Source organism: Stenotrophomonas sp. TWI819 (assembly GCF_039673075.1).
In the GTDB taxonomy this organism is placed as follows: domain Bacteria; phylum Pseudomonadota; class Gammaproteobacteria; order Xanthomonadales; family Xanthomonadaceae; genus Stenotrophomonas; species Stenotrophomonas rhizophila_B.
The window spans coordinates 497,951-520,158 of record NZ_JBDJKY010000001.1 but is presented as its reverse complement, the minus strand read 5'-3'; the positions used below and the strand labels follow the sequence as shown (position 1 = coordinate 520,158).

Annotated in this window: 25 protein-coding genes; 11 read left to right on the top strand and 14 right to left on the bottom strand. The window is 62.3% G+C overall.

Features of this window, described 5'->3' with window-relative positions; translation table 11 throughout:
- Positions 1–415 precede the first annotated feature (415 nt).
- On the bottom strand, positions 416–913 hold the full coding sequence (locus ABE463_RS02300) for a ferritin-like domain-containing protein (protein ID WP_313218342.1): 498 nt from the start codon (positions 911–913) through the stop codon (positions 416–418).
- A gap of 84 nt (positions 914–997) precedes the next feature.
- On the bottom strand, positions 998–1,420 hold the full coding sequence (locus tag ABE463_RS02295) for a low affinity iron permease family protein (protein ID WP_282261711.1): 423 nt from the start codon (positions 1,418–1,420) through the stop codon (positions 998–1,000).
- 1,156 nt (positions 1,421–2,576) lie between these two features.
- Here ABE463_RS02295 and ABE463_RS02290 point away from each other — a divergent pair.
- The 3 genes from ABE463_RS02290 to ABE463_RS02280 are packed head-to-tail and all read left to right on the top strand — an operon-like array spanning position 2,577 to position 6,214.
- Positions 2,577–2,753 carry a DUF3606 domain-containing protein gene (locus ABE463_RS02290; protein ID WP_346467112.1) on the top strand — a complete coding sequence of 59 codons (177 nt, stop codon included), beginning with the start codon at positions 2,577–2,579 and terminating at the stop codon, positions 2,751–2,753.
- Between the two features lie 12 nt (positions 2,754–2,765).
- The gene (gene ligD / locus ABE463_RS02285; protein WP_346467111.1) at positions 2,766–5,363 is read left to right on the top strand and encodes a DNA ligase D; all 2,598 of its coding nucleotides are present in this window, start codon (positions 2,766–2,768) and stop codon (positions 5,361–5,363) included.
- Between the two features lie 41 nt (positions 5,364–5,404).
- A complete protein-coding gene (locus ABE463_RS02280) occupies positions 5,405–6,214 on the top strand; it encodes an OBAP family protein (protein ID WP_346467110.1) in 810 nt (269 codons plus the stop codon).
- A 538-nt stretch (positions 6,215–6,752) separates the two neighbouring features.
- Here the strand turns inward: ABE463_RS02280 and ABE463_RS02275 are convergent.
- The 6 genes from ABE463_RS02275 to ABE463_RS02250 all read right to left on the bottom strand — a co-directional run bounded on the left by ABE463_RS02275 (position 6,753) and on the right by ABE463_RS02250 (position 11,553).
- Positions 6,753–8,576 (bottom strand): glycoside hydrolase family 15 protein, encoded by a 1,824-nt coding sequence (locus ABE463_RS02275; protein WP_346467109.1) that lies wholly within the window; start codon positions 8,574–8,576, stop codon positions 6,753–6,755.
- Positions 8,573–9,472: an SDR family oxidoreductase gene (locus ABE463_RS02270; RefSeq protein ID WP_346467108.1), complete on the bottom strand. Its 900-nt coding sequence runs from the start codon at positions 9,470–9,472 to the stop codon at positions 8,573–8,575. Before ABE463_RS02270 ends, ABE463_RS02275 begins: the two co-directional genes overlap by 4 nt.
- Positions 9,473–9,505: 33 nt before the next feature.
- Positions 9,506–10,372, bottom strand: a complete 867-nt coding sequence (locus ABE463_RS02265) for an SDR family oxidoreductase (protein ID WP_282261701.1) — start codon at positions 10,370–10,372, stop codon at positions 9,506–9,508.
- 107 nt (positions 10,373–10,479) lie between these two features.
- Complete coding sequence (locus ABE463_RS02260) at positions 10,480–10,866, bottom strand: sensory rhodopsin transducer (RefSeq protein WP_313218350.1); 387 nt, start codon at positions 10,864–10,866, stop codon at positions 10,480–10,482.
- Positions 10,863–11,348: a DUF4126 domain-containing protein gene (locus tag ABE463_RS02255; RefSeq protein WP_282261699.1), complete on the bottom strand. Its 486-nt coding sequence runs from the start codon at positions 11,346–11,348 to the stop codon at positions 10,863–10,865. The genes ABE463_RS02260 and ABE463_RS02255 overlap by 4 nt, the downstream gene beginning before the upstream one ends.
- Positions 11,349–11,388: 40 nt before the next feature.
- Entirely contained in the window at positions 11,389–11,553 is a 165-nt protein-coding gene (locus ABE463_RS02250) for a hypothetical protein (RefSeq protein ID WP_282261698.1), read from the bottom strand.
- Between the two features lie 180 nt (positions 11,554–11,733).
- On the opposite strand from ABE463_RS02250, the gene ABE463_RS02245 reads away from it, so the two are divergent.
- Positions 11,734–12,435 carry a glycosyltransferase gene (locus ABE463_RS02245; RefSeq protein WP_282261697.1) on the top strand — a complete coding sequence of 234 codons (702 nt, stop codon included), beginning with the start codon at positions 11,734–11,736 and terminating at the stop codon, positions 12,433–12,435.
- 257 nt (positions 12,436–12,692) lie between these two features.
- On the opposite strand, the gene ABE463_RS02240 is transcribed toward ABE463_RS02245, so the two are convergent.
- The 3 genes from ABE463_RS02240 to ABE463_RS02230 form a co-directional block, all read right to left on the bottom strand.
- Positions 12,693–13,061, bottom strand: coding sequence for a response regulator (locus ABE463_RS02240; protein WP_282261695.1), 369 nt, complete (start codon positions 13,059–13,061; stop codon positions 12,693–12,695).
- Positions 13,062–13,176: 115 nt separating this feature from the next.
- On the bottom strand, positions 13,177–13,533 hold the full coding sequence (locus ABE463_RS02235) for a response regulator (RefSeq protein WP_282261692.1): 357 nt from the start codon (positions 13,531–13,533) through the stop codon (positions 13,177–13,179).
- Position 13,534: 1 nt separating this feature from the next.
- Positions 13,535–14,683, bottom strand: coding sequence for a PAS domain S-box protein (locus ABE463_RS02230; RefSeq protein ID WP_346467107.1), 1,149 nt, complete (start codon positions 14,681–14,683; stop codon positions 13,535–13,537).
- Between the two features lie 178 nt (positions 14,684–14,861).
- On the opposite strand from ABE463_RS02230, the gene ABE463_RS02225 reads away from it, so the two are divergent.
- The 3 genes from ABE463_RS02225 to ABE463_RS02215 all read left to right on the top strand — a co-directional run bounded on the left by ABE463_RS02225 (position 14,862) and on the right by ABE463_RS02215 (position 17,002).
- Positions 14,862–15,215, top strand: coding sequence for a response regulator (locus tag ABE463_RS02225; RefSeq protein WP_346467106.1), 354 nt, complete (start codon positions 14,862–14,864; stop codon positions 15,213–15,215).
- Between the two features lie 101 nt (positions 15,216–15,316).
- The gene (locus tag ABE463_RS02220; RefSeq protein ID WP_313212620.1) at positions 15,317–15,826 is read left to right on the top strand and encodes a ferritin-like domain-containing protein; all 510 of its coding nucleotides are present in this window, start codon (positions 15,317–15,319) and stop codon (positions 15,824–15,826) included.
- Between the two features lie 831 nt (positions 15,827–16,657).
- On the top strand, positions 16,658–17,002 hold the full coding sequence (locus ABE463_RS02215) for a hypothetical protein (protein ID WP_346467105.1): 345 nt from the start codon (positions 16,658–16,660) through the stop codon (positions 17,000–17,002).
- Positions 17,003–17,702: 700 nt separating this feature from the next.
- On the opposite strand, the gene ABE463_RS02210 is transcribed toward ABE463_RS02215, so the two are convergent.
- A complete protein-coding gene (locus ABE463_RS02210) occupies positions 17,703–18,098 on the bottom strand; it encodes a VOC family protein (RefSeq protein WP_192083497.1) in 396 nt (131 codons plus the stop codon).
- Complete coding sequence (locus ABE463_RS02205) at positions 18,095–18,733, bottom strand: TetR/AcrR family transcriptional regulator (protein ID WP_192083498.1); 639 nt, start codon at positions 18,731–18,733, stop codon at positions 18,095–18,097. Before ABE463_RS02205 ends, ABE463_RS02210 begins: the two co-directional genes overlap by 4 nt.
- Positions 18,734–18,862: 129 nt before the next feature.
- Here ABE463_RS02205 and ABE463_RS02200 point away from each other — a divergent pair, with 129 nt between their 5' ends.
- Positions 18,863–19,606 (top strand): SDR family oxidoreductase, encoded by a 744-nt coding sequence (locus ABE463_RS02200; protein ID WP_192083499.1) that lies wholly within the window; start codon positions 18,863–18,865, stop codon positions 19,604–19,606.
- 25 nt (positions 19,607–19,631) lie between these two features.
- Here ABE463_RS02200 and ABE463_RS02195 read toward each other — a convergent pair whose 3' ends face one another.
- Positions 19,632–20,540, bottom strand: a complete 909-nt coding sequence (locus ABE463_RS02195) for an AraC family transcriptional regulator (protein ID WP_192083500.1) — start codon at positions 20,538–20,540, stop codon at positions 19,632–19,634.
- A gap of 138 nt (positions 20,541–20,678) precedes the next feature.
- Here ABE463_RS02195 and ABE463_RS02190 point away from each other — a divergent pair, with 138 nt between their 5' ends.
- Genes ABE463_RS02190 through ABE463_RS02180 form a run of 3 tightly spaced genes read left to right on the top strand, consistent with a single transcriptional unit; the run spans position 20,679 to position 22,192 of the window.
- Positions 20,679–21,422 (top strand): SDR family oxidoreductase, encoded by a 744-nt coding sequence (locus tag ABE463_RS02190; protein WP_313212622.1) that lies wholly within the window; start codon positions 20,679–20,681, stop codon positions 21,420–21,422.
- Positions 21,423–21,441: 19 nt separating this feature from the next.
- Positions 21,442–21,846, top strand: coding sequence for a VOC family protein (locus tag ABE463_RS02185; RefSeq protein ID WP_313212623.1), 405 nt, complete (start codon positions 21,442–21,444; stop codon positions 21,844–21,846).
- Positions 21,839–22,192: a nuclear transport factor 2 family protein gene (locus ABE463_RS02180; protein WP_346467104.1), complete on the top strand. Its 354-nt coding sequence runs from the start codon at positions 21,839–21,841 to the stop codon at positions 22,190–22,192. The genes ABE463_RS02185 and ABE463_RS02180 overlap by 8 nt, the downstream gene beginning before the upstream one ends.
- Positions 22,193–22,208 lie beyond the last annotated feature (16 nt).

Here is a 22,208-nt window from a genome sequence, read left to right as displayed (position 1 = left end):
GCGACTAGCGAATTGCAGAGAAGGAGCGGCGATCCACGCCGCTCCCCGGTTCAGCCACTAAGTCCTGGCTTTTTGCCTAACGTGTTGCCTTGCCCAAAGTCGGGCTGAGTTTTTCCATCGCGCTCGCCCGCGCCTTCGGGCTCTCCCTCTCCCGCCTTACCGCCCTTTCCATGCCCACGCTGGTTGTAGCCAGCGTTCTCGGTGGCACGGTTGGCGGCGCCTTCATCCGCAGCAGGCGGCTTGGCAGGAACGAACGGCGAAATCGGGTCACTCGCGGGGAACGTCTCCTCCAAGGCCTCTTCGTGGTTCCTGTCCGTCCGGGTCTTCCGGTGATGTTCCTCAGCCGGTGTTTCGCTACGGGCCTTCTCCCCGGGCACAGGGAGATCTTTCTCGTCTCGGCTCATAACCATGCGCCTCAAGCGGCCTTCGCGGCCTTGGCGTTGCCACCCGACTTGGCCAGGATCGTCAGCTTCTCGTCGGTTACCTTTTCTTCTTCCAATGTTTCCAGCAGGAGCGGGAGCGCGTCCTTGTAACCCAACTGCTTGGCGAGGGCCGAGATGGTGCCGTAGGAAGCGATTTCGTAGTGCTCGACCTTCTGGGCACCGCCAATAAGGGCGGCATCCCGCACCGGGCCTTCCTCGATACTGTCGATGGCTTCCTTACCCTCCTCAACCAACCCCTCCATGGCGGCGCACTTGATGCGCTTGAGACGGATGCCCAGCAGCTCGACAACCTGGTCGATGCGTTCGATCTGACCCTGTGTCTCTTCCAGGTGAGTTTCGAAGGCGGCGGCCAGGTCCGGATTGGAGGCGGCTCGCGCGAGGCGCGGCAGTGCCTTGGTCAGCTGCTTCTCCGCGCTGTAAATGTCCGACAGTTCGTGGATGAACAGGTCTTCAGCGGTCTTGATCGCCATGATGGTTCTCCGGGCTCGTGGTGGGTGGAGCCCTGAAGCTAAGCGCCCTCTCGTTAGGTTGGTGCGCAAATCTGTGAAGGCCTGCTACACGCCTGCAACGTCTTCTTGCGCGCACGGCATGCACAGGTCTTTTTTCGCTTTGAGATGGGCCGCAGTCTTGGCCAACTGCTCGTATCGAAGGCGGATTTCCTCCAGACGCTCCTGGTCCATCTCCTCCAGATTCAGCAACTCGTTGTTGGCGTTGCTGGTCACTCGGATCAGCTCATCCAGCTTGATGTGGATGGCGGCGGTGTCGGCATTCTGGGTGTGCTGAATCAGAAACACCATCAAGAAGGTCACGATCGTCGTTCCGGTATTGATGACCAACTGCCACGTGTCGTTGAACCTGAAGAACGGTCCGCTGCTCGCCCAGACAATAACCACACCCAAGGCCGCTACGAAGGCGCCCAACGATCCCGAGGCGCGCGAAGCAGAACAGGCAATTTTGCTAAAAAACGGTTTCGACATGGTCCACTCATGCGTGTTGAGTGGAAGAGAACCTACGACCGCGAATGTCGAGGATTGGTGACTTTCAGCATCGTAGGAAACCCGAAGTGAACGCTTTCGAGGGGACGCTTACGGCAAAAGGGATGTGTGCGGGCCGTTGACAATGTCCTTTCGCCGTTTTCACGCATTTAGAACGAGGATTGCCGGCTCATGCCAGCGGAGGATCCGAGGATGATGGCCGACGCATTGAGGCGTTTGAGTGACTGGACTGCCCAGCCTGCGTTCCGAGAGTTGACCGTGCGGGAGGCTGCCCTGCACCTGCAAGAACTTGCACCCAGCTACCCAGATCCTTTCGATCAACCGGTGGAGATTTGTAAATGGGTGCCGGTGGTTTGCCGAGGAGGTCGAGGCAGTCGCGGACGCTATCCACAGGGCAGGACGGCGACCCCATCGCGCGAGGGAACTGCTCGGCGGTCCCGAATGGGGCATCTTGCGCAATGCGGCCGGCCTGTGGGCGGTGACCGGTCCAATGGCGGGGCGGAAGTCCCAGTACCGCGAGGGATCCGCGTTGGTCCAGGCTCGCGAGCCCGAGGCAGCAGTTGAGGCTTAGATCACTGCTGCGGTGGATCTGAGGACGCAGGGCCGCCGGCTGATCTTTGCGAAAACTCCAGCAAACGAGCAGCAGAAATCGCCTGGCGGCTCCCGCACGCAGGGCACTCAAGCACCGCCCCGCCGCCAGGTATGTTCATGAGGCTCGGCGGGGCAGTAGCATTGGTGACGCGGTGGCAGGAAAGGCACTTAGCTTGGACGTTGAGGACTTTTGGATCCTCTTCCGAGCCGGGGTGGCTTGGCTGCACGTTGACTTCAAACAGATAGAACAGCCCGGTATTTGGCATGCCAGAGATTTCGCGTTTGGGGTCCAAGGTGGAAGCCCGGGCCTAAGTATGGCTTTCATCATAAGTGCCCAAGACTGCCGTAGCCAGAGAGCCCGGCGGAGCCCAATGTGGTGGCCTACGATGAGGGCCAGAAACGCTTCGAGGTCCCGAGGTCGCTAAGTCAGGAGCGCAGGTGATGTGTCGGAGCTGAGCCTCATCTGTGAAGGGGCGCGCAATTCCTGTTCACGGCGGGCCTACGGCGGTGGGACTAGAAACAGTCTACTTGCCTGGGAGTAGATGCCATGACTGACGACAAGAAGAAGACCGGTTTCCCGGATCGTGACCGAATCAACGTCAATGAAGATTACGAGGTCCAGTACTGGACCAAGACCTTGGGCGTAACGGCGGCCCAGCTAAAGGAAGCGGTCAAGGCCGTCGGCCCCACCTCGGCGGCGGTTCGTAAGCACCTGGGCAAGTGACGGGCGCGGGGCATGTCCCTCACCGAATATCGCCGCAAGCGCAGCTTTAGCAAGACCAAAGAGCCCGAACCCGGCAAGGCAGTACCCGCCGGGCAGCGGGCCATTTTTGTCGTTCAGTTGCATCATGCCAGCCGTCGTCACTACGACTTCCGCCTCCAGGTTGGTGACGCGCTGAAGAGTTGGGCCGTGCCCAAAGGGCCAAGCTACGACCCGAAGGTCAAGCGGATGGCTGTTGAGGTGGAAGACCATCCCGTCGACTACGCCAGCTTCGAAGGCGAGATTCCCAAGGGCGAGTATGGCGGGGGTCACGTCGCCCAGTTTGATCACGGGGTCTGGGCCACCGAAGGGGATCCCGAGGCCCAACTCGCCAAAGGGCATCTGCGCTTCGAACTGTTCGGATCCAAGCTCAAAGGCGGATGGCACCTGGTTCGATCCGGCAAGCCGGCGCGTCAGCCGCAGTGGCTTCTCTTCAAGGAGGATGATGCCTACGCCAGCCAGGTCGAAGCCGATGACCTGTTGGGCGATGTCGCCGCGCCCCCTGCCGCAGACCTCAAACGGGCCGGCAGCGGGAAGCCTGATAAGAAGCGGCTCAAGGCGGTCCCCGTCGCAAAATCCGCTCGACGCGTGGATTGGGCCAAGAGGGCGTTGGCGCTGACCAGTGCTAAAAAGGCAGAGGCCCCCCAGGGTCCGTTCGAACCCCAGTTGGCCAAGCTGGGCGACTCGCCACCCAAGGGCGACCAGTGGGTTCACGAGATCAAATGGGACGGCTACCGGATCCTGGCCACGGTAGCGCAAGGCGAGGTTCGCTTGTGGTCGCGCAACGCGTTGGAATGGACCAACAAGATTCCCGAGATACGTGATGCCGTCGCTGCACTTGGTTTGAAATCCGCCGCCTTGGACGGGGAGTTGATCGCGGGGCGCGGGACGAAGGAAGACTTTAATCTGCTTCAAGCCACCCTATCTGGCGAGCGCCAGGGTGCGCTGTCGTATGCGCTCTTTGACCTTCTGCATATCAATGGCGTGGACATTGCGGATGCGCCGCTGCTGGAACGAAAGGAGCTGTTGGAGGACGTCTTGAAGGGAGCCTCATCCCATTTGGCCATGAGCTCGCACATCGCCGGCGATGGGGAGGCGGCCTATCGTTTGGCGGGTGAGCAGCATTTCGAGGGCATCATCTCCAAGCGCGCCGATCGCGGCTACCACGGCGGCCGAGGTGAGGATTGGAAGAAGACCAAGCAGTTGGCCAGCGACGAATTTGCTGTGGTCGGCTACACGGCACCCAAAGGAAGCCGCACTGGTTTCGGATCGTTGCTACTGGCCAAGCCCGACCCCGAGCATGGGTGGCTCTACGTGGGGCGCGTCGGCTCGGGGTTTTCGGACACCCTGATCGGGGAGCTGACGGCGCTGATCGGCATCGCCGGCGGGAAGAAGCCCACCGCACATGTCCCAACGACAGAGACGGACTTGCGGGCCGCCACCTGGTTTGCGCCCCGGTTTGTCGTCGAGGTCTTTTACCGAGGCATTGGCGGGCAACAATTGCTGCGCCAAGCGTCGCTGAAAGCGGTGCGGCCCGACAAAGACGTGGCCGATCTAAAGGACTCGGATTGGAGCAGCGGTACCGGCGGCGGTGCTACATCTGCCAAGCCGAACAAACGTGGGAAGCAAGCCGTCACCAAACCCGAGCGCGGTGTCGCCGTCAAACCCACGAACAGCAAGGGCAGGGCGGGTGCAGGAGAGCGGGTTCCCCCAAAGCTCTCCAGCCCGTCCAAGGTGATCTTTCCCGACATCAAGGCCACCAAGCAGGAGGTGTGGGACTACTACAGCGCGGTTATGGACCATCTGCTGCCTGAGATCGTTGGGCGTCCACTGTCGATCATCCGCTGCCCAGCTGGCACCGGCCGGCCGTGCTTCTTCCAGAAACACCACACTGCGGGTCTGGAGTTGGTCACTTCGGTGAAGCTCAAGGAAGACAGTGGGATCAATGCCTACTACCTGGTGGTCGACGACGCCGCCAGTCTCTTGGAGCTTGTGCAGTTCAACGCCTTGGAGTTCCACCCTTGGGGCAGCCACGCCGATTCGCCCGACCGCGCCGATCGTGTGGTGTTCGATCTTGACCCGGGCCCAGACGTGCCGTTCTCCGAGGTCAAGAAAGCTGCAACCGACATAAGGAAGCTCCTTCAGCAGTTGGAGCTGGAGTCCTTCCTGCGCGTTTCCGGAGGCAAAGGCTTGCACGTGGTGGTGCCGTTGAATCCGGGATGCGATTGGGATTTGACCAAGCGGTTTGCTCATGGATTCGCAGACGCTTTGGCACAGTCCGAGCCGCAGCGATTCTTGGCGACGTCGACCAAAAGCCTGCGCAACAAACGCATCTTCGTCGACTACCTGCGCAACGGCCGAGGGGCTACCGCCGTGGCGTCCTATTCCTTGCGAGGCAGGCCCGGCGCGCCCGTGGCAATGCCCATCGCGTGGAGCGAGCTGTCGAAGCTCACCCGGGCCGATAGCTTCACCATGAAGGACGTGCCCGCCAAGCTCAAACGCAGGCGCAAGGATCCTTGGGAAGGTATCGAATCAATCCAACAGAACTTGGCACGGTGGGCACAGGACGACTGATCCCACTTACCAGCTGCCGTTGCTTTTCAGGAGGAATCACTATGCGTCGATCCATCGTTTGCGCCGCCGTCGCGCTTGTCCTGTCTGCGTGCGGCGGTGGGAACACAGAGTCCAGCGTCCAAGCGCCCGGGGCCGAAGAAAGCGCGAAGACCAAAGCGCTAGAGACCGGGGCGGCCGTGCTGCAGGACCGGCCTCCGGTCGACGCCATCAACGCCTATCTGGACGGGTTCCATTTCTACAACGGCCAGATGAAGGTCCAGATGGAAGCCCATCACTACTGCTCCATCCTCAACGAGGATGTCATCCAGTGCACGATCTACGACGGCAATGTGAAAGACGCCAAGCTGATGGGGGTGGAATACATCATCAGTGAGAAGCTGTTTGCAGGCCTTCCTGAGCAGGAAAAAGCGCTGTGGCACAGCCATGTTCAAGAGGTGAGATCGGGTCAGCTCATTGCGCCGGGGATTCCCGAGGTGGCCGAGCATGCGCTGATGGAGAAGCTCATCCACACGTATGGCAAGACCTGGCACACATGGCACACAGACCTGGACAAGGACCTGCCCCGAGGCATGCCGCAGCTGATGATGGGGTTCACCGCAGACGGCCAAGCGGACCCGGCCATGGTCGCTGCCCGTGACGCCCGGCTCGGGGTCAGTAGTGAGGACAAGCGGAAGCGTCGTGCCGATATCGCCGCGCCCCCCATCGATGCAGGGGCGGATGCGTGGCAGAAGGGGAAGGTCATCCAGATCGAGGACCCGACCGGCGGGCATGTTCACGCAGGGAAAGATGAACCTGACGCGCCGTCCGACGGGGACAAGAACGCGACGTCCAAGGGCAGCTCAGAAGTGTGATGGCGGGCGTCGAGGTCAAGACCAAGACGTCCGTAGGCTGTTACCGGGTTTCGATGACCAGAGCCCGTTGGAACACCGGCAGCATTGGGCTGAGCGGTATTCTCGGTGCCAAAGGGTGCTGCGCCGAACGCTTGGAAGGCTCCCCAAAAGCCGAGAGCCGCGCGTTGCTGACGGCGTGATGCGAGCCACACTGGCCGCAGCGGAAAAGCGCGCCGCCCGGAAGCTCTATTAGGGAGCCACGGGAGGACGCGGTGGTCGTGCTGCAATGGCTGCATTCGACGGTAAGCGCCAGGATTCGCTCTACGTCGCCAGTAGAGGCATAGCTCGCTTCAAAGGAGCGAATGACAAAAGATGCTGAGGTGGGCATCGTTGCTCCTGAACAGGGGGGGCTGACCAGAGCATCTCCGGAAACCCGTGACGGGGTTGTCGTGAAGGGACGCAGCGTTGTTCCGTCAACGCTGCACCGCCCCTTGGGATAGGGATGCCGATGACGGGCTCGGACCCCTCAGACCGCATTTCGAGATGTCCGACGTCCGCCTTAGTCGCCATCTATCGCATAAGCGGCGTGCACCAAGGCTAAGTGACTCAGGCCCTGCGGCGTATTGCCCAGCCCTTCATCGGCTTGGGGATCCCACATCTCTGGCATAAGGCCCACGTCGTTCTGGACGCGGGCCAGCAACGATCCGAACAAGCGATCCGCTTCTTCTGCCTCCCCCAGCAGGCCGTAGGCTTCCACCATCCAAAACGCGCAACTGATGAAAGTGCCTTCGCAGTCCTGCATGCCGCTGTAGCGCCACAGCAGATCCCCGCTTTCATCCGACAGTTCGCACCGAATGGCCTCCCGAGTAGCGATGAAACGCTCCCGGCGCAGTTCGCCCAAGCCGAAGCGCGAAGCGAGCATCAGGCTCGCGTCCAGCCGGTCGCTGCCGGCATGCATCACGTAGCTCTGCTTTGCCTTATCCCAGCAGTGCTCGTCGATCCAGTCCAGGATGCGCTCTTTCTCGCGCTGCCAGCGCGGCAGACGGGCAGTGGTGATGTGGCCAGCCTCGGCGAGTTCGCAGGCTCGGCGGAGCGCCATCCAGCATTCCACCTTGGACATCGTGTAGTGCTGCGCGTCGCCCAGTTCCCAGAAGCCGCTGTCCTTGCGCATCCAGTTGTCGGCGCATTCGTCAGCCAGTTCGAACAAGAGCCGGGCAGTTGTGGGGTCGAGGATGTGGCCGGCTTCGATCATCCGGCTGGCCATTTCCAATACGTCGCCGTAGGCGCAGGTCTGCAACTGCTCAGAGGCCGCATTACCCACGCGCACTGGTTGGCTGTTGCGGTAGCCCGGCACATCGATACAGCGTTCCTCTTCGACCCGCTCGCCGCGAAGGGTGTAGCACGGCGCAAGCCCGGGACGGTGGCGACCGATGGTGGTCATCAGCCAGCTGAAGCCGGCCTCGGCGTCGGGCAGGGCACCCACGCGCAGGAAGGTCTTGATGACGTATGCGGCATCGCGAACCCAGGCGTAGCGGTAGTCCCAGTTCTTGTCGCCGCCGATGCGCTCGGGCAACGAAGCGCTCACCGCTGCGGCGATGGCCCCGGTGGGCGCGAACCAAAGGAATTTGAGCGCCAGCGCCGATCGGATGACTTCAGCGCGGCGGCTTGCGTCGCAGTGCAGGTCGTCCACCCACTGGCGCCACTCCCGATCGGAGCGGTCGATGCGGGTATCGATATCCACTAAAGGCGGAACTGGGAGCACTTCGTCCTGAGAGGCGAGCAGAGCGATGATCTCCTTGTCGCCGGTCCGAAGGGTCACGGTGCCGCGGAGTTCCCGGTCATCGCAATTGCCGATCTGCACGCGTTCGGAATAGCGCAGCATCGTCATCACGGGGCCGGCGTGATGCACGCATCCGTTTGGGGTATCGCTCATCCAGGGCGTGCAGGCCCCAGCCCGGGTGCCCGGCTGGTAGAGCAGATCGAAGGTGACCTCTCCCTCCAAGCCTTCCAGCCGGCGGCCCAGCTCGGACCAAGGCAGCCGCCCGGCCGGGCCGCTGTTGAGCGACTCGGTCACCCGGGCCAGGCCGGTGTCGGTGCGGACGTGCGTTTCCAACACGTTGCTGTTGTCGCGGTAGCGCCGCTGCACCTGCTGAACGTCGCGGGCTTGGAGCACAAAACGACCGCCGGCCGGGGCATCGAGCAGGCGGTCGAGCAAGGGCGGTGCGTCCATGCACGGGGCGCACCACCAGTCGATGCTGCCATCCGGCGCGATGAGCGCACTGGAGCGCCCATCGCCAATGGCGGCGTAGGAGTGGATGGGCGCATACCCGTCCGCGTCGCGCTCGGCAGGCACGCTATCGGCATCGCTGGAGCCAGCGGTCACGGCAGCAGCATGCCGCCGGTGGCGCCGATCACCTCGCCGGTGATGTAGCTCGACTCCTGGGTGGCCAGCAGGACGTAGGCCGACGCCATTTCCACCGGCTGGCCCGCACGCTTCAGCGGCGTCTGCGAGCCGAACTCCGGGATAGCCTCGGGCGGCTGTCCGCCTGCAGGCTGCAAGGGCGTCCAGATCGGACCCGGAGCGACCGCGTTCACGCGGACGCCGCGCTGGGCCACCTGGTGGGCCAGGGCCTTGGTAAAGTTCACAATGGCCGCCTTGGTGGGAGCGTAGTCCAGCAGGTTGGGCGAGGGCTGATAAGCCTGGATGGACGCGGTGTTGATGATGGTGGCGCCGGCCGGCAGATGCGGCAGGGCAGCCTTGCACACCCAGAACAGCGCGTGCACGTTGGTGCGGAAGGTGGCGTCGAATTGCTCGGAGGTGAGGTCTTCGATCTTTTCCACGGCCAACTGTTTGCCGGCGATGTTGGCGACCACGTCCAGCCCGCCCAGGCCCTTGACCGCCTGCGCCACCAAGTCGCCGCAGAACTGCTCGTCCTGGAGGTCACCCGGGATGGCGATCGCCTTGCGGCCTTCGGCTTCAATCAGCGCCACCACTTCGGCAGCGTCGTCTTCTTCTTCGGGCAGGTAGTTCAGCGCCACGTCGGCGCCTTCGCGCGCGAAGGCAATGGCCACCGCGCGGCCGATGCCGGAATCGGCGCCGGTCACCAGCGCCTTGCGACCCTTCATGCGCCCCAGGCCTACGTAGCTTTTCTCGCCATGGTCGGCCGCCGGCTTGAGCTCATGAACAGTGCCGGGCGGGGTTTGAACCTGGGCCGGGTAGGTCGGCTGTGGGAACTGGGTCAGCGGGTTCTGCATGTCGTATTGGTTGCGGGACGTCATTGGAATCCTTGGGGGAGGAGGGAGATACAGGCCTTACAGGGTGACCGCGCCGCCGGAGACGGTAAGCAGTGCGCCGGAGGTGTAGCTCGCGCTGTCGGCAGCGAGCATCACGTAGGCCGAGGCGAGCTCTGCCGGCTGGCCGGGACGACCGAACGGGGTCTGGCTGCCGAACTGCTCAACTTCCTCTGCGGCCATGCCGGCGGGAATGAAAGGCGTCCAGATCGGGCCGGGCAATACTGCGTTGACACGGATGCCCTTCTCGGCGAGAAGACCGGCCAGGCCGATGGTGAGGTTGGCCACCGCGCCCTTGGTGGCCGAGTAAGGCAGGATGTTGGGCGTGGGCTTCTTGGAGTTCACGGAGGCGGTATTGATGACCGAGCCGCCGTCCTGCAGGTGCGGCACGCACAAACGGGTCAGGTTGAAGACGGCATGCACATTGGTATCGAACGTCTTTCGCCAGTCGTCCAACGTGATGTCATCAAAGGATTCGTAGTAGCGCTGATACGCGGCGTTGTTGACCAGAATGTCCAGGCCCCCAAGTTCGCGAGTGACCTGCTCGATGAGCGCTTCAGCCTGGGCGTCGTCGCTGATGTCGCAGGGGCACAGGACGGCCTTCTGGCCCGCCTCTTCTATGAGGACCCCAATGCTGGCGGCATCCTTCTCCTCGCCCTCAAGGAACGCGATCGCCACATCGGCGCCTTCCCGGGCGTAGGCAATGGCTACTGCCGCACCAATACCGCTGTCGCCGCCGGTAATCAGCGCTTTCTTGCCTTTCAGCATGCCGTGACCAACGTAGCTTTCCTCACCGTGGTCTGGCCGAGGATCGAGCTTGTCGGTCTTGCCGGGAAACGACTGCTGCTGCGCCTTGAACGGCGGCCGGGGATAGTTGGGCACGGGCATTTGCTGAGCCTCTATTGGGTTGAGGAAGGTCAGTGTGCGGACGCCTTGGTAAACGTCGCGGCCCAGTGGTGTCGATGCGATGTGCAGGGGTCGGATCGACCGGAGGGTCAGAGCGGGTAGGCGATGGTCGTCATGATGCTGTTCTCGGCTTGGCGTGAATCAAGCCGGGTGTGCTGGACGACGACCGGAACATCGGATTCGATGACGCACGAAAAACCCACGCCACGGGGCACCGGGGCAGGCACCTCGAGATCGTTGAAGCGCTTGTGACACGTGCGCCGGGCGGGGACGGTGAAGCGGTAAGGGCCCTGCGGGTCGCGATCCTCGAAATACAGCGTCAGGGTGATCGCCGCATCGGTGGAACCGGTGTTGAGGATGCAGCAGGTCTCGTGGCTTTGCAGCTCTGGTTCCGGCCCGTTGCTCCACGCAGGGATGTAGCCCTCGGCGATAGCCCAGCACCGCCGACCGAGGGACGTCCGCTCATTGAGGTTCATCCGCGACGTCCCCTTGGCTTGGCGCCCCCGGCAGCCCATTGTGTGATGAGGGCAGCACTGCCGACGGCAATGGCGTCTTCCACGGCGCCGGTGCTGCTTTGACCGTAGCGGGCGATCGCCCGCATGCGCAGGTTGAAGGTCACGTAGGCCATACCAACGGCGGCGCCTGCACCCAGAAGCGCGCCCAGCTTTCGCTGCCGATGGGGAGCGAGCGCTGCGCCTGCAATCATCCCGGTAGCGACGCGCGCAACCATGCCTGCCGGAACGATGCGGTCGGGGGCCGTTTTCATCTTGTCACCAACGAGCTCACCGCCTGCCAACGCGAGCATCCCTGCGGAAGCGAGCTTGTTGGCCAGAAGGCGAGGGGCACCGTTATCGGCCGGCAAGTTACCGCTCCGCGCGGCGTTGGTCACCGCGGCCAAGGGGGTCATCGCGCGCATTCCTGCGACGGCTCCCATCAAAATCGAATGGATCAAGGCCATCTGGCTCTCCTGAATAGGGTGGAATCGCCGGAGCCGGCCCTCAGGGCTTTGCCGGACGCTCGTAATCTTCCGGTTTGGCGGTGTGCTCCGCCTCAGGCATGTCCTTGTCTTTCCACGTGGCGTCATCGTTCCGGAGCTTGTCCGGGGTGTGCGCTTTATCCTGGTCATCCACGTCGGCGCCGGGATTAAGGGGCAGTTTGCTCATGGGTCGCTCCGTGTTGGTGTCAACCTCTATGCTGCTCCCGCCGCCATGAGAACGGCGTTTGGGCGGACTCCACATTTTCACGACGCCGCGGTCACCGTCTGGCTACGTTGACGCGGGTATCTGTTCGTCGCAACGGACGGAGGACCTTACGATGCATGGACCGACCAGGGAGGGCCTGCGGTGATCGCAGTGATAGTTCCGGCCCACAATGAGGCAGCAGACATTGGCCGCTGCCTGGAATCAATCACCGTGGCCGCCAGGCATCCTGGACTTCGAGGCGAGCCCGTAGTGGCAGTCGTGGCGCTCGATGCCTGCACCGATAAAACGCCAGACGTATGTTTGCACCACGGTGCCGTGGCCATCTCGATTGAGGCACGGTGCGTGGGCGTGGCACGTGCGGCGGCTGCCAGCCATGCCCTTGGCTTGGGTGCGCGCTGGATAGCCAGCACTGACGCCGATACGCACGTCCCGTTTGACTGGCTCTGGAAACAAGCAAGCTGTGGGGCCGATGCGTTTTGCGGCGTAGTGGAGGTGCGTGACTGGCTTGATTACCCGGCTGCCGTGCGCCAAGCATTCGCTAGGCGCGAGCATGCGCGCGAAGGCCATCGCCATATCCACGGTGCCAACATGGGTGTCAGTGCTGCGGCCTATCGGGAGGTGGGCGGCTTCTCACCGCTGTTCACGGGGGAGGATGTGGCGCTGGCTCAGGCGCTTCAGCGCTCGGGGGCCAGCATCGCTTGGCGAGCTCGACCAGTCGTCACCACGAGTGCCCGCCGGTCAGCCAGGGCACCTCACGGGTTCAGTGGCTTCCTGCGTGCCTTGGAACGCGAAGTGCTCGAAGCGGGTGGGGCGTTGTTACCATCGCGGGAACTGGTGCGATGACGCTGAGGCCAGAGGAAGTCCAGACCCCAGGTGGATGGCTCCGCTGCCCGGTCTCCGTATGCGGGGACAATGTCCGGTGCTCTCCAAGCTCCCGGCAGTCCGGGGGTGCATGGTCTCGCGTGACCATCTTGGGCGAGGGGCATTCGTCCACAAGGTGGAAAAGCGGGACGAGGGCAAAGTTGGAGCATCTACGAATAGCCCCAAGTTGCACGTGGGAGCAGGGATGCTCATGTGCGCCCTGAATCGCCATAGCTGCACTAGGGCCTGAGCCTACTCACCAGGTGCAGAAGCTCTTTGACACTGAACGGTTTGGTGACAAATGGCGCGCCCTGATGCCGCTTCGGAACCGCTTGAAAGTAGACAGCGGAAGCGAATAAGAACGGGATTCCACGAGCCGCCATTTGATCTGCAACAGGGAACACCGGCCCGTCTCGCAGCTCAACGTCCAAAATGGCCGCATCAACGGTGTGGCTGGCAAGGGAGCTTAGCGCATCGGCAACAGAATACGCAGGCACGACCCGAAATCCCGCATCGCCTAAAGCCTCGACAAAAAGCCTGGAGAGCTCGATCTCGTCCTCGACTACCAAAATGACACTGCCTGATTCAGATTCAGCCGGACGGGTCATGAACTAATGAAGTTGCGGAGAGAATCGAATCGTCCTCTTCGACGTGTCAACGTCGAGCCAAGGGCTTTTGGCTCTGCGTTGACATGCACGCGCCGATAGGCGATGGATTCGTGGCTCAATTCAATTGTTCGTGGATCGCAGTGATGAGCTGTTTGAAGCGGTAAGGCTTCGGCAGAAAACGCACGGACGCAGGAATGGGGGGGAGCTGGGAGCGCTGGAGCCCGGACACCACCAACACACGGGCGCCGGGCTGCGTTTCGGCGACCGCAGCCGCCACCTCAAGGCCTGAAACACCACCCGGCATGCTGACATCCGTAACCACCACGGCGTATTGCGTTTCACCCCTCAACTGGGCGATCGCTTCTATTCCATCGGATGCGGGAGTGACCGCGAAACCCTGATCGGACAACGCTTGGGTCACCACCGAGCGCAAATCGGCTTCGTCTTCAACGAACAGCAAATTAATGGGCATATCAAGGCTCGTGGATAGGAAAGCAAAGCACGATGCGGGTCCCTTTTCCCGGAACGCTGCTCAGTTGGGGAAAGCCGCCTGATTGTTTCGTGAAACCAAACACCTGGCTAAGCCCTAGACCGCTGCCCCGTCCCACGGGCTTTGTGGTGAAAAATGGTTCGAACACGCGTGCCTGCTGGGCGATTGGAATGCCCTCACCATCATCCGCAACGGTCACGCAGACGTGAGGCGCAGGGGCGTGACCCTCTGAGGCAGGATCGAGGGTCTCCTTGGCGCTGGCTGAGATGGTGATAGTGCCGCCGTCGGGCATCGCATCGCGGCTGTTGCACACGAGGTTTAGGACCGCTGCCTCAAGTTGTGCCTTGTCGACGAATACCAAGGGGAGATGCTGGTCGAGGTCGAAGGTCACCTCGACCCCGTCTCCCGCCGAACGCTGCAAGAGTTCATGGGATTCTCGCAGCGCGGCGGCGACATTCAAGGGTTCGGGAGACAGCTTCTGGCCTCGGCCAAACGTCAGTAGTTGTCGCGAGAGCAGCGCCCCACGCTCCGCCGCCCGTAGGGCCGTCTCTATCAGCTTCGACGCAGGGCCGTCCTTAACCCTCAAGCTGATGAGGTCAAGGCAGTTGACAATGATGGTCAGGAGGTTATTGAAGTCATGGGCCAATCCAAGGGTCAGCTTGCCGATGGCTTCCATTTTCTGTGCTTGCAGCAGGCTGTGCTGGACCTTTTCTAGCCGCTCTTGAGCGTCATGACGCTCAGTGATGTCTCTGGTCACTTTGGCGTATCCCACCAACGTGCCGTCGATCCAGATGGGATCGATCACTACGCTTGCCAAGAAGCGTGAACCGTCTTGCCGGACCCGCCACCCCTCCTCGATACACCGTCCCTCCGCGGCTGCTGTCCGCAGGTTGCGCTGAGGCACGCCCGCAGCGGCATCCTCGGGGAGGTAGAACCGGGAGAAATTTGTTCCAATGACATCTTGGGCGGTGTAGCCCTTGATCCGCTGCCCGCCCGGGTTCCAAGTCCGAATTACGCCATGCTCGTCAAGCATGTAAATTGCATAGTCAGTGACGGAGTTGACCAAGAGGGCGAACTGTCGGGACTCGTCATTCAACACGTCTTTGGGGTGTTCCAACTGTGTCACGTCCATCTCCCCGGCATCGCGTCACCCTAAGGGATGGTTTGTAAAGAAATCGTAAAAATGCGTGCTCCCGTGCTCGCTTTGATGTGGCCTTTACACACTGATGCTGCGTCATGGCCACACTGTATCTGCATGGACAGAACGCGACACGCGGGAGGGTGGCCGTATGGCAGACGGAATGGGAGCAGTGAGTGTATTCCTGGTAGAGGATGAGCCGAGCTTGATGTATGTGCTCGAGGAATCGATCAAGACCCTTGGTTACGCGGTCGTTGAGAAGGCGGAGTACCTGCCGGACGCTCTGGAGCGCGCGAAAAGTGTCGCGTTCGATGTGGCAATGCTGGACGTCAATCTGCATGGGCAAGAGTCCTTCCCTGTTGCAGACGTTCTGATGCAGCGGGGAATCCCGTTTGTCTTTACAACGGGGTTTGGTAAAACCACTTTGCCTGAGCGCTTCAAGCGCGCCCCGCTGATGGAGAAGCCGTTTCGTCTCAAAGACATCCATCGCGCGATCACTGAGCTTCAAGGGAAGCTGTCGGCTTGACCGGGTCTTTATAACTTCGCCTGGTCTTCACCCAACCATCGCCTCCCGGCGATGCCTCGCTGGATAGGGTGCGTTCTCCCTTGTCCAACCAGGAGATTTCCATGGCCGAACCCAAAGAGAACCTGCTTGACTGGCTGCGCGACGCCCATGCAATGGAGCAGCAGGCGGAGACGATGTTGAAGGGGCAGGCGTCCCGTATTGAGCACTATCCCGTGCTGAAGGCGCGGATCGAAGAGCACATCCAAGAGACGATCGGACAACGAGAGCTGCTCGAGGGCTGCATCAAGCGCCTCGGCGGCTCTCCATCCACCATCAAAGACGTGATGGGAAAAATGGCCGCATTCGGCCAGGCGCTGGGTGGGATGACCGCATCCGACGAAATCGTGAAAGGCGCGATGGCCGGCTACGTGTTCGAGCATTTTGAAATTGCCTCCTATACCGCGTTGATCGCGGCAGCCAAGACCGCCGGTGACCCGGAAACGGCACGCGTGTGTGAGGAAATTTTGGTCCAGGAAGAGGCGATGGCCGACTGGCTTGGAACGCATTTGCCGGAAGTTACCGAGGAATTCCTGGTGCGCGATGCTGCCCCCGGTGTTGAGGCGAAGAAGTAAAGTCCCGCTCATCATCGCCGACGCCCCGTCGGAGGGGTTTCACTCTCCGACGGGGCGACGAGGACGCCCGGTTTATCTTGTCCGCCGATAGCTCAAGCATCGACGGAGTTCACCCAGGGCCGGCAAGACCACTAGAAGCATCGCGGGCACAAGCGCAAAGGCCCATAAGGCGGCTGGCGCCGGGTCAAACGCCAAGACTGGTCCGACATGGGCGCTGGGCAGTGACCAGTAAACGGCACCTGTCGCGACCCACGGCGCTAAGTCCAGAACACTGTGGACGTGCTGCTCCAACGGGCGAATCGCGCGCTTGGGATAGGCCACCCGCGTGTCCCAGTAGCCTGTTATTGCGTGCAGGCACACCAGTGCCAAGAGGATGGCGAAAAGCCCATGCGAGGCTCGGAATCCCAGCCAAAGAACCGTCGCCAACCCGAGGATCGCAATCTGAGCCAAGTGCAGCCTTGACTCTGGAATGCCCGAGGTGGATTCGATACTGCTGGCGCTGTGCAGCCAGAAGTCCATGGCGCCCGCGGCCAACCAGAGCACGTACAGGACATGCCAGACCGTCACGTCCATGGTGAGGTCGAACTTTCGATTTTGAAGGGCCGGCTGCGTCTATAGCTCATAGCGATTCCTCCTGACAGGTCAAGCATCGGTTGGTCCGGAAATTCTAGAAAAGCCGCTCGCACGACGATGTGTTTTCGGCACGGGTGACTTACCCGTTCCGCTTGACGGCTAGGAACTCCATCGGTTTGACGGACCCTTGACGCCACGCTGACACCCCGTGCCGTCTGTGGAGCGGATATTCGTCTTCAACCTTGTCAGGAGAAACGTATGAGCGCTTATCCACAATTTACGGCAGCAACGCCGCGTGTAACTCGAATGGAGATGGCTGATCTGTACGTGGGCGATGGCACCACCGTGGTCCAGCTGGACGCGCTCCCCTGCGAGGATTGGGTCCAGAACCTCCGAGAATTAGTGAGTCAGTGCCCAGAGCTCGCCGGAGCAAAGGTGGAGGTGGAGGGCTCGTGGGTCCACTTCATCGGAGTACGGAAGGCTGTTGGCCCTGTTGCGCCCCGCCTGTTGGAGGTCATCGCAGCCGCAGGCGAGATGGCCTATGGCCCCCACACCGTTCGGCCGTCATTGTTTACCTCGGCCGCGGACTTAGCGATGCAGTGACACGGCGCCAGTGACGCCGACCGCCCAAATGCTTCCAAGGGCGCTCACGGGATGACCATGGCTGATGACAAGAGACTGGACACGGTATCGATTCCCTGCGCGGTGTTATCCAGCCGGAATAACTCAACTAGACTCTAGTACCCCCGGGGGAGATCGAAGGTGCAGAGGGTTCAGATGAGCGAGCGCATGACCCTCAGCCATGCCACCCATGCCACCCAATGCGATGGCGCTCCACACAGGCGGCCAGTTCCCGGCGGACTACCTGGGATCCGCTCGTGGCCAGAAGTGGACCTTGGCCCCACGGATAGCACAAGGGACCTGCTATCCAATTTTATCGCTTTGGTGACGAGGCAACAGGCGCCCCTATTTGGATGCACCCTTGGTCACTCGCCGCGCCTGTCTCAAGTGTCGGGGCGTCCGCTGGCCAAAATGGGGTGCAGGCTCGGTCTTAGCTTTCTCGCTCAACGGGATCGGTTAGGGATGTTTATCGGGGGTAGGCGGAGTTTCGCTACTGGCAGAAGCAAGCGTTCCCCGAGCAATGGATCAGGGCTCCAGATCACGACTAAGGTTGACGAGACCACACCGTCGCCCGCGCGTCCCCGTTTGCTAGAGAAAGCCCTTAGTCCAACTATTCCTACTAGTTCCTTAAACATCCGGGAGCAGATACTGCTGATCACCAAGGCAGGAAGCTTCTGCACGGTCAGGACTGACGTTGGCAGACCACCTCCACGTTGACGCCATCTGGGTCCAGCACGTAGGCGGCGTAGTAGTGCGGGTGATACTGCAGCCGTATGCCAGGTGGCCCATTGTCGACACCACCAGCGGCCACCGCCTCACGGTGGAATGCGTCGACGGCTGCCCGGCTGTCGGTCGCGAACGCGATGTGCGTGCCCGTCCCCGGTGCCTCATGGTCGTGAATCCATAGGCATGGATAGCCCTCCTTGCCGAAACCATGGCGGGAGCCGCCGGTGCGAGTGCGCTCGGGGCCAATGGTGATGACGAGGAGGATTTCTAGAGGAGCCAGGGCGGCTTCGTAAAAGCGCCGGGATGTCTCAGCATCGCTGACCGCAAACTCAATGTGATCAAGGATCGTCATGACGTGGATTGCTCCGAGGTAGCTAAGAACGTTTCGAAGGCGAGGCCGGCAAGTTTGGCGACCGAAGTCACTCGGGGCCTGGACAATCCGGCGCGTGCCGAAGCAGACAAGCCCTGCAATGTCGTCACGACGTAATCGGCCAGTTCGCGCGCACGCTGCGGCTCTGACCGGCTGATGTAATGCTCGATGAAGGTGGCAGAGGCGTCCGCGTAGGCACCGGCCAATGCACGCGCCTGCGGATCATCAGCGCGCATCCCTTCGGCCGCCATGCAGCCACGCCGGGATTTCGATCTGGTATAGAGGGCTGCGGCATGCAGCAGGAGGTCGCTGATGGCCTCACCCAGCTGCCGATCAGGCGTCAGGATCCTGTCTGCTGGCAGGTTCGCCTCTTCCACATAAACCGCTAGACATCGCTCGAACAGGCCAGCCTTGTTTCCATAGGCGGCGTACAGACTCGGTGGATTGATGTCGAGCGCGCGGACGAGCTCGGAGATGCCCACCGCGTCATATCCCCGTTCGTGGAAAAGATCTTTTGCGATGAGAACGCCCGCCTCGCGGTCAAAGGGGCGCCGTGATGGCCGCGCCGACGAAGGCGAATCCTTGAAGCGGGTCGATCCTGGAAGTTTCTGGCTCATGGTTTCCTCCGACGTCGGCGTAGCTGCGTGGGTGGCGAAGTGTTGCGAGGACGCAGTGGCATGTTTGCGTCCGTTGCTTTAGTGGTCACTATATACTAGATTAGTGATCACTACAACGCGGAGCGTGCAATGTACAACTTGAACAATAAAACAGCTGTTGTGACTGGCGGTGGCAGTGGAATCGGCCTGGCGATCGCCAAACGGCTGACGCAGGAGGGGGCCCGGGTGGTCATCACAGGCAGGCGCCAGCAGGTACTGGATGAAGCGCTTGCCACGCTGGGCGAAAACGCGGTCGGGCTGGTCGCCGACGTCAGCAGCGCGTCCAGCCTGGAGGCGCTGTATACCGAGGTGAAACGGCTTTTCGGCGGGATCGACGTGCTGGTGGCCAACGCAGGTGGTGGTGTACATGCACCACTTGGAAAGATCACCGAGGAGCAGATCGACCAGCAGTTCTCGACCAACGTAAAGGGCGTAGTGCTGACGCTGCAGGGTGCGCTGCCCCTGCTTGGCTCCGGATCGAGCGTGGTGATCATCGGGTCGACGTCCTCCATGGATCCGGGCCCTACCATGAGCATCTACGGCGGTACCAAGGCGGCAGTTCGCAACATGGTCCGGAGCTGGACGGCCGAACTCAAAGGGACGGGGATCCGGATCAATATCCTGAGCCCTGGGCCGACCAATACGCCATCGCTGCGCGAAGCTTTCGGAGACGATGCCGAGGCGGGCATGGCGTTTCTGACGGCAAAAAGTCCGCTGGGCCGCATCGGCGAGCCGGAGGAAATCGCGTCGGCCGTCGCGTTCCTGGCAAGTGATGCAGCCAGCTACGTCAATGGCGTAGAGCTGTTTGCTGACGGTGGCGCTTCCCAGAGCTGACCGGGGGCAGGGCTGCACCCGCCGGCTAGGCGAGTGCAGGTCCGCGGACGCTCGCCATGATGCGTGCAGCGTCCCGGGAAGGCGGCAGACCGAACGCGCGTACGTACTCTCGACTGAACTGCGTCGGGCTTTCGTAGCCCACATCAAGCGCGGTCGCGGTCACGCTCTTGCCATGCGCCGTCAACAGCTGGCGTGCCTGCAGCAGGCGCAGCTGCTTCTGGTACTGAAGCGGACTCAGTGCGGTGGCGGACTTGAAGTGACGGTGGAAGGCCGACTCGCTCATTGCCACCTGTTCGGCCAAGGCGGCGATTCGAAGCGGTTTGGCGTAGTCGCTACGGATGCGCTGGATCGCGCTGCTGATACGCGCCAGCGCCGAATCCGGCGTGGCCAACTGTCGCAGCATGCATCCGTGTGGTCCCTGCAGCACGCGGTACAGGATCTCGCGCTCGTAGGCCGGGGCCAGTGCAGGTATCTCGCCGGGGCGTTCCATCAGGCGCAGCATGCGCACCCACGCATCCATCAGCTCCGGGGTGACGGCAGCGACGTTGAAGGCCTCGGTCTGGGTGGAGGGCTCGCCGCGCCCGGTGGCGGCATCGGTGGTGTCGCACAGCAGCGCTGCGAGGATGCTCGGGTCCAGCGTGAGGCTCACCGCCAGGTACGGTTCGCCGCTGCTGGCCGGGTGCACGGCACCCACCGCCGGTAGGTCCACGGACATGATGAAATAAGTGGCGGGGTCGTAGTGGAGCGTCTTCTCACCCACCGTCATGGATTTGGTGCCCTGCAGGATCAGGTTGATCATCGGCTCGTATACGGCCGCCAAGGCATGCTCCGGGATCTCCCCCTGCACCATGGCCACACGGGGAATACCCGTATCAGTGCGGCGATTTTCGGCATGCGCCGCGAGCCGGCGCAGTTCATCCAGTGCGTTTTCCATGGCCACATTGGACACCCACCGGAGCGGGCTGGCAAGGCGAGGAGCAGGAATAGGCAGGAAATAGCGAGGATCAGGGCGGCGCTCCACGGCCAGCGAGCCTAGCCTGTGGATCACCCTTCACTGCACAGGAGTACCTGCATGAAAAATGTACTGATCACCGGCGGCAGCCGTGGCATTGGTGCCAGCGCCGCGTTGCACTGCGCGCAGCGCGGCATGGGCGTCGTCCTCACCTACAACGCCCAGCCCCATGCTGCCCAGCAGGTGGTGGAGCGCATCCAGGCAGAGGGCGGTACGGCAGTGGCCCTGCAGCTGGATGTGGGCAAAACCGGCAGCTTTGCGGCGTTTGCCGCGCAGGTGAAGGACACCTTGCAGGGCACCTGGGGCGCCTCCGCGCTGGATGGCCTGGTGAACAACGCCGGGTTCGGGCTGTTCAATCCGATAGAGACGGTGACCGAGGAACAGTTCGACGGTCTGTTCAACGTGCACCTGAAGGGGCCGTTCTTCCTTACCCAGGCACTGCTGCCGCTGCTGGGTACTGGCGCGAGCATCGTCAACGTCACCAGTGCCACCACGCGTGTGGCCACCGCCGGGGTGGCGCCATACGCCGCCTTCAAGGGCGGGTTGGAGGTGCTTACCCGCTACATGGCCAAGGAGTTCGGCGAGCGCCGCATCCGCGTCAACGCCGTCGCACCCGGGGCGATCCGTACCGAACTGGGCGGCGGCCTCAATGATGAGTTCGAAGCCCTGCTGGCCGCGCAGACGGCGCTGGGCCGGGTAGGCGAGCCGGACGACGTGGGCCGCGTAATCGCTGGGCTGCTCGGTGATGAGCAGGCCTGGGTCAATGCGCAGACCATTGAAGTTGCAGGCGGCTACAACATCTAGTTCGCAACGGGAGTACGACATGCTCGACCACATTTTCCTCACTGTCACTGACACCACCCGCTCGGTCGCGTTCTACACGGCCGCGCTGGCCCCGCTGGGAATCGTCAACCGGCTCGACTACGACGGCCGGCAGGGCCCACCCGGCCACCCGGACCTGAAGGGCTTCGGCGCAGGCGGCCGGGTCTTCTTCTGGCTGCGCCAGGGCGTGGCGGCAGCGCAGGCGGCACATATTGGATTCGTGGCGGATTCCAGCGCGATGGTCGACGCGGCTTATGCCGCCGCGATGGCCGCCGGCGCCAGCGAGATCCATCCGCCCGGCCCGCAGCTGCACTACGACCCCCGCTACTACGCCGCGCAGGTGCGCGATCCGGATGGCTACAGCCTGGAGTTCGTCTACAAGAGCTGGCAGCACGGCCATGAATGACGGCGTCGAGTCGCACCCCCTGCAGGCCACAGTGGTGGCCTTCATCAACGCCACGAACGCCTTCGATATCGAACGGGCCCTGGCGTTGTTCAGCACGACGGCAGTGATCGATGACCCTTCCACCGGATCCACCTTCAACAAGCATGCCGGGGTGCGCGACTATCTGGAAAGGTACTTCCTGGGTTACCACACGGTCACCCGGCTGCTGTCGCTGGAAGGTCTTGGCGATGTACGTGCACGCGTCCGGGTCGATTTCACCGGCGATTTCGGTCACGAGATCGGATTGCTTCTGGTGGCCGTGGATTCCGCAGGCCGCATCTCCCGCATTGACGCCTCACTCGAATAGGGTGGCGAGGAACACA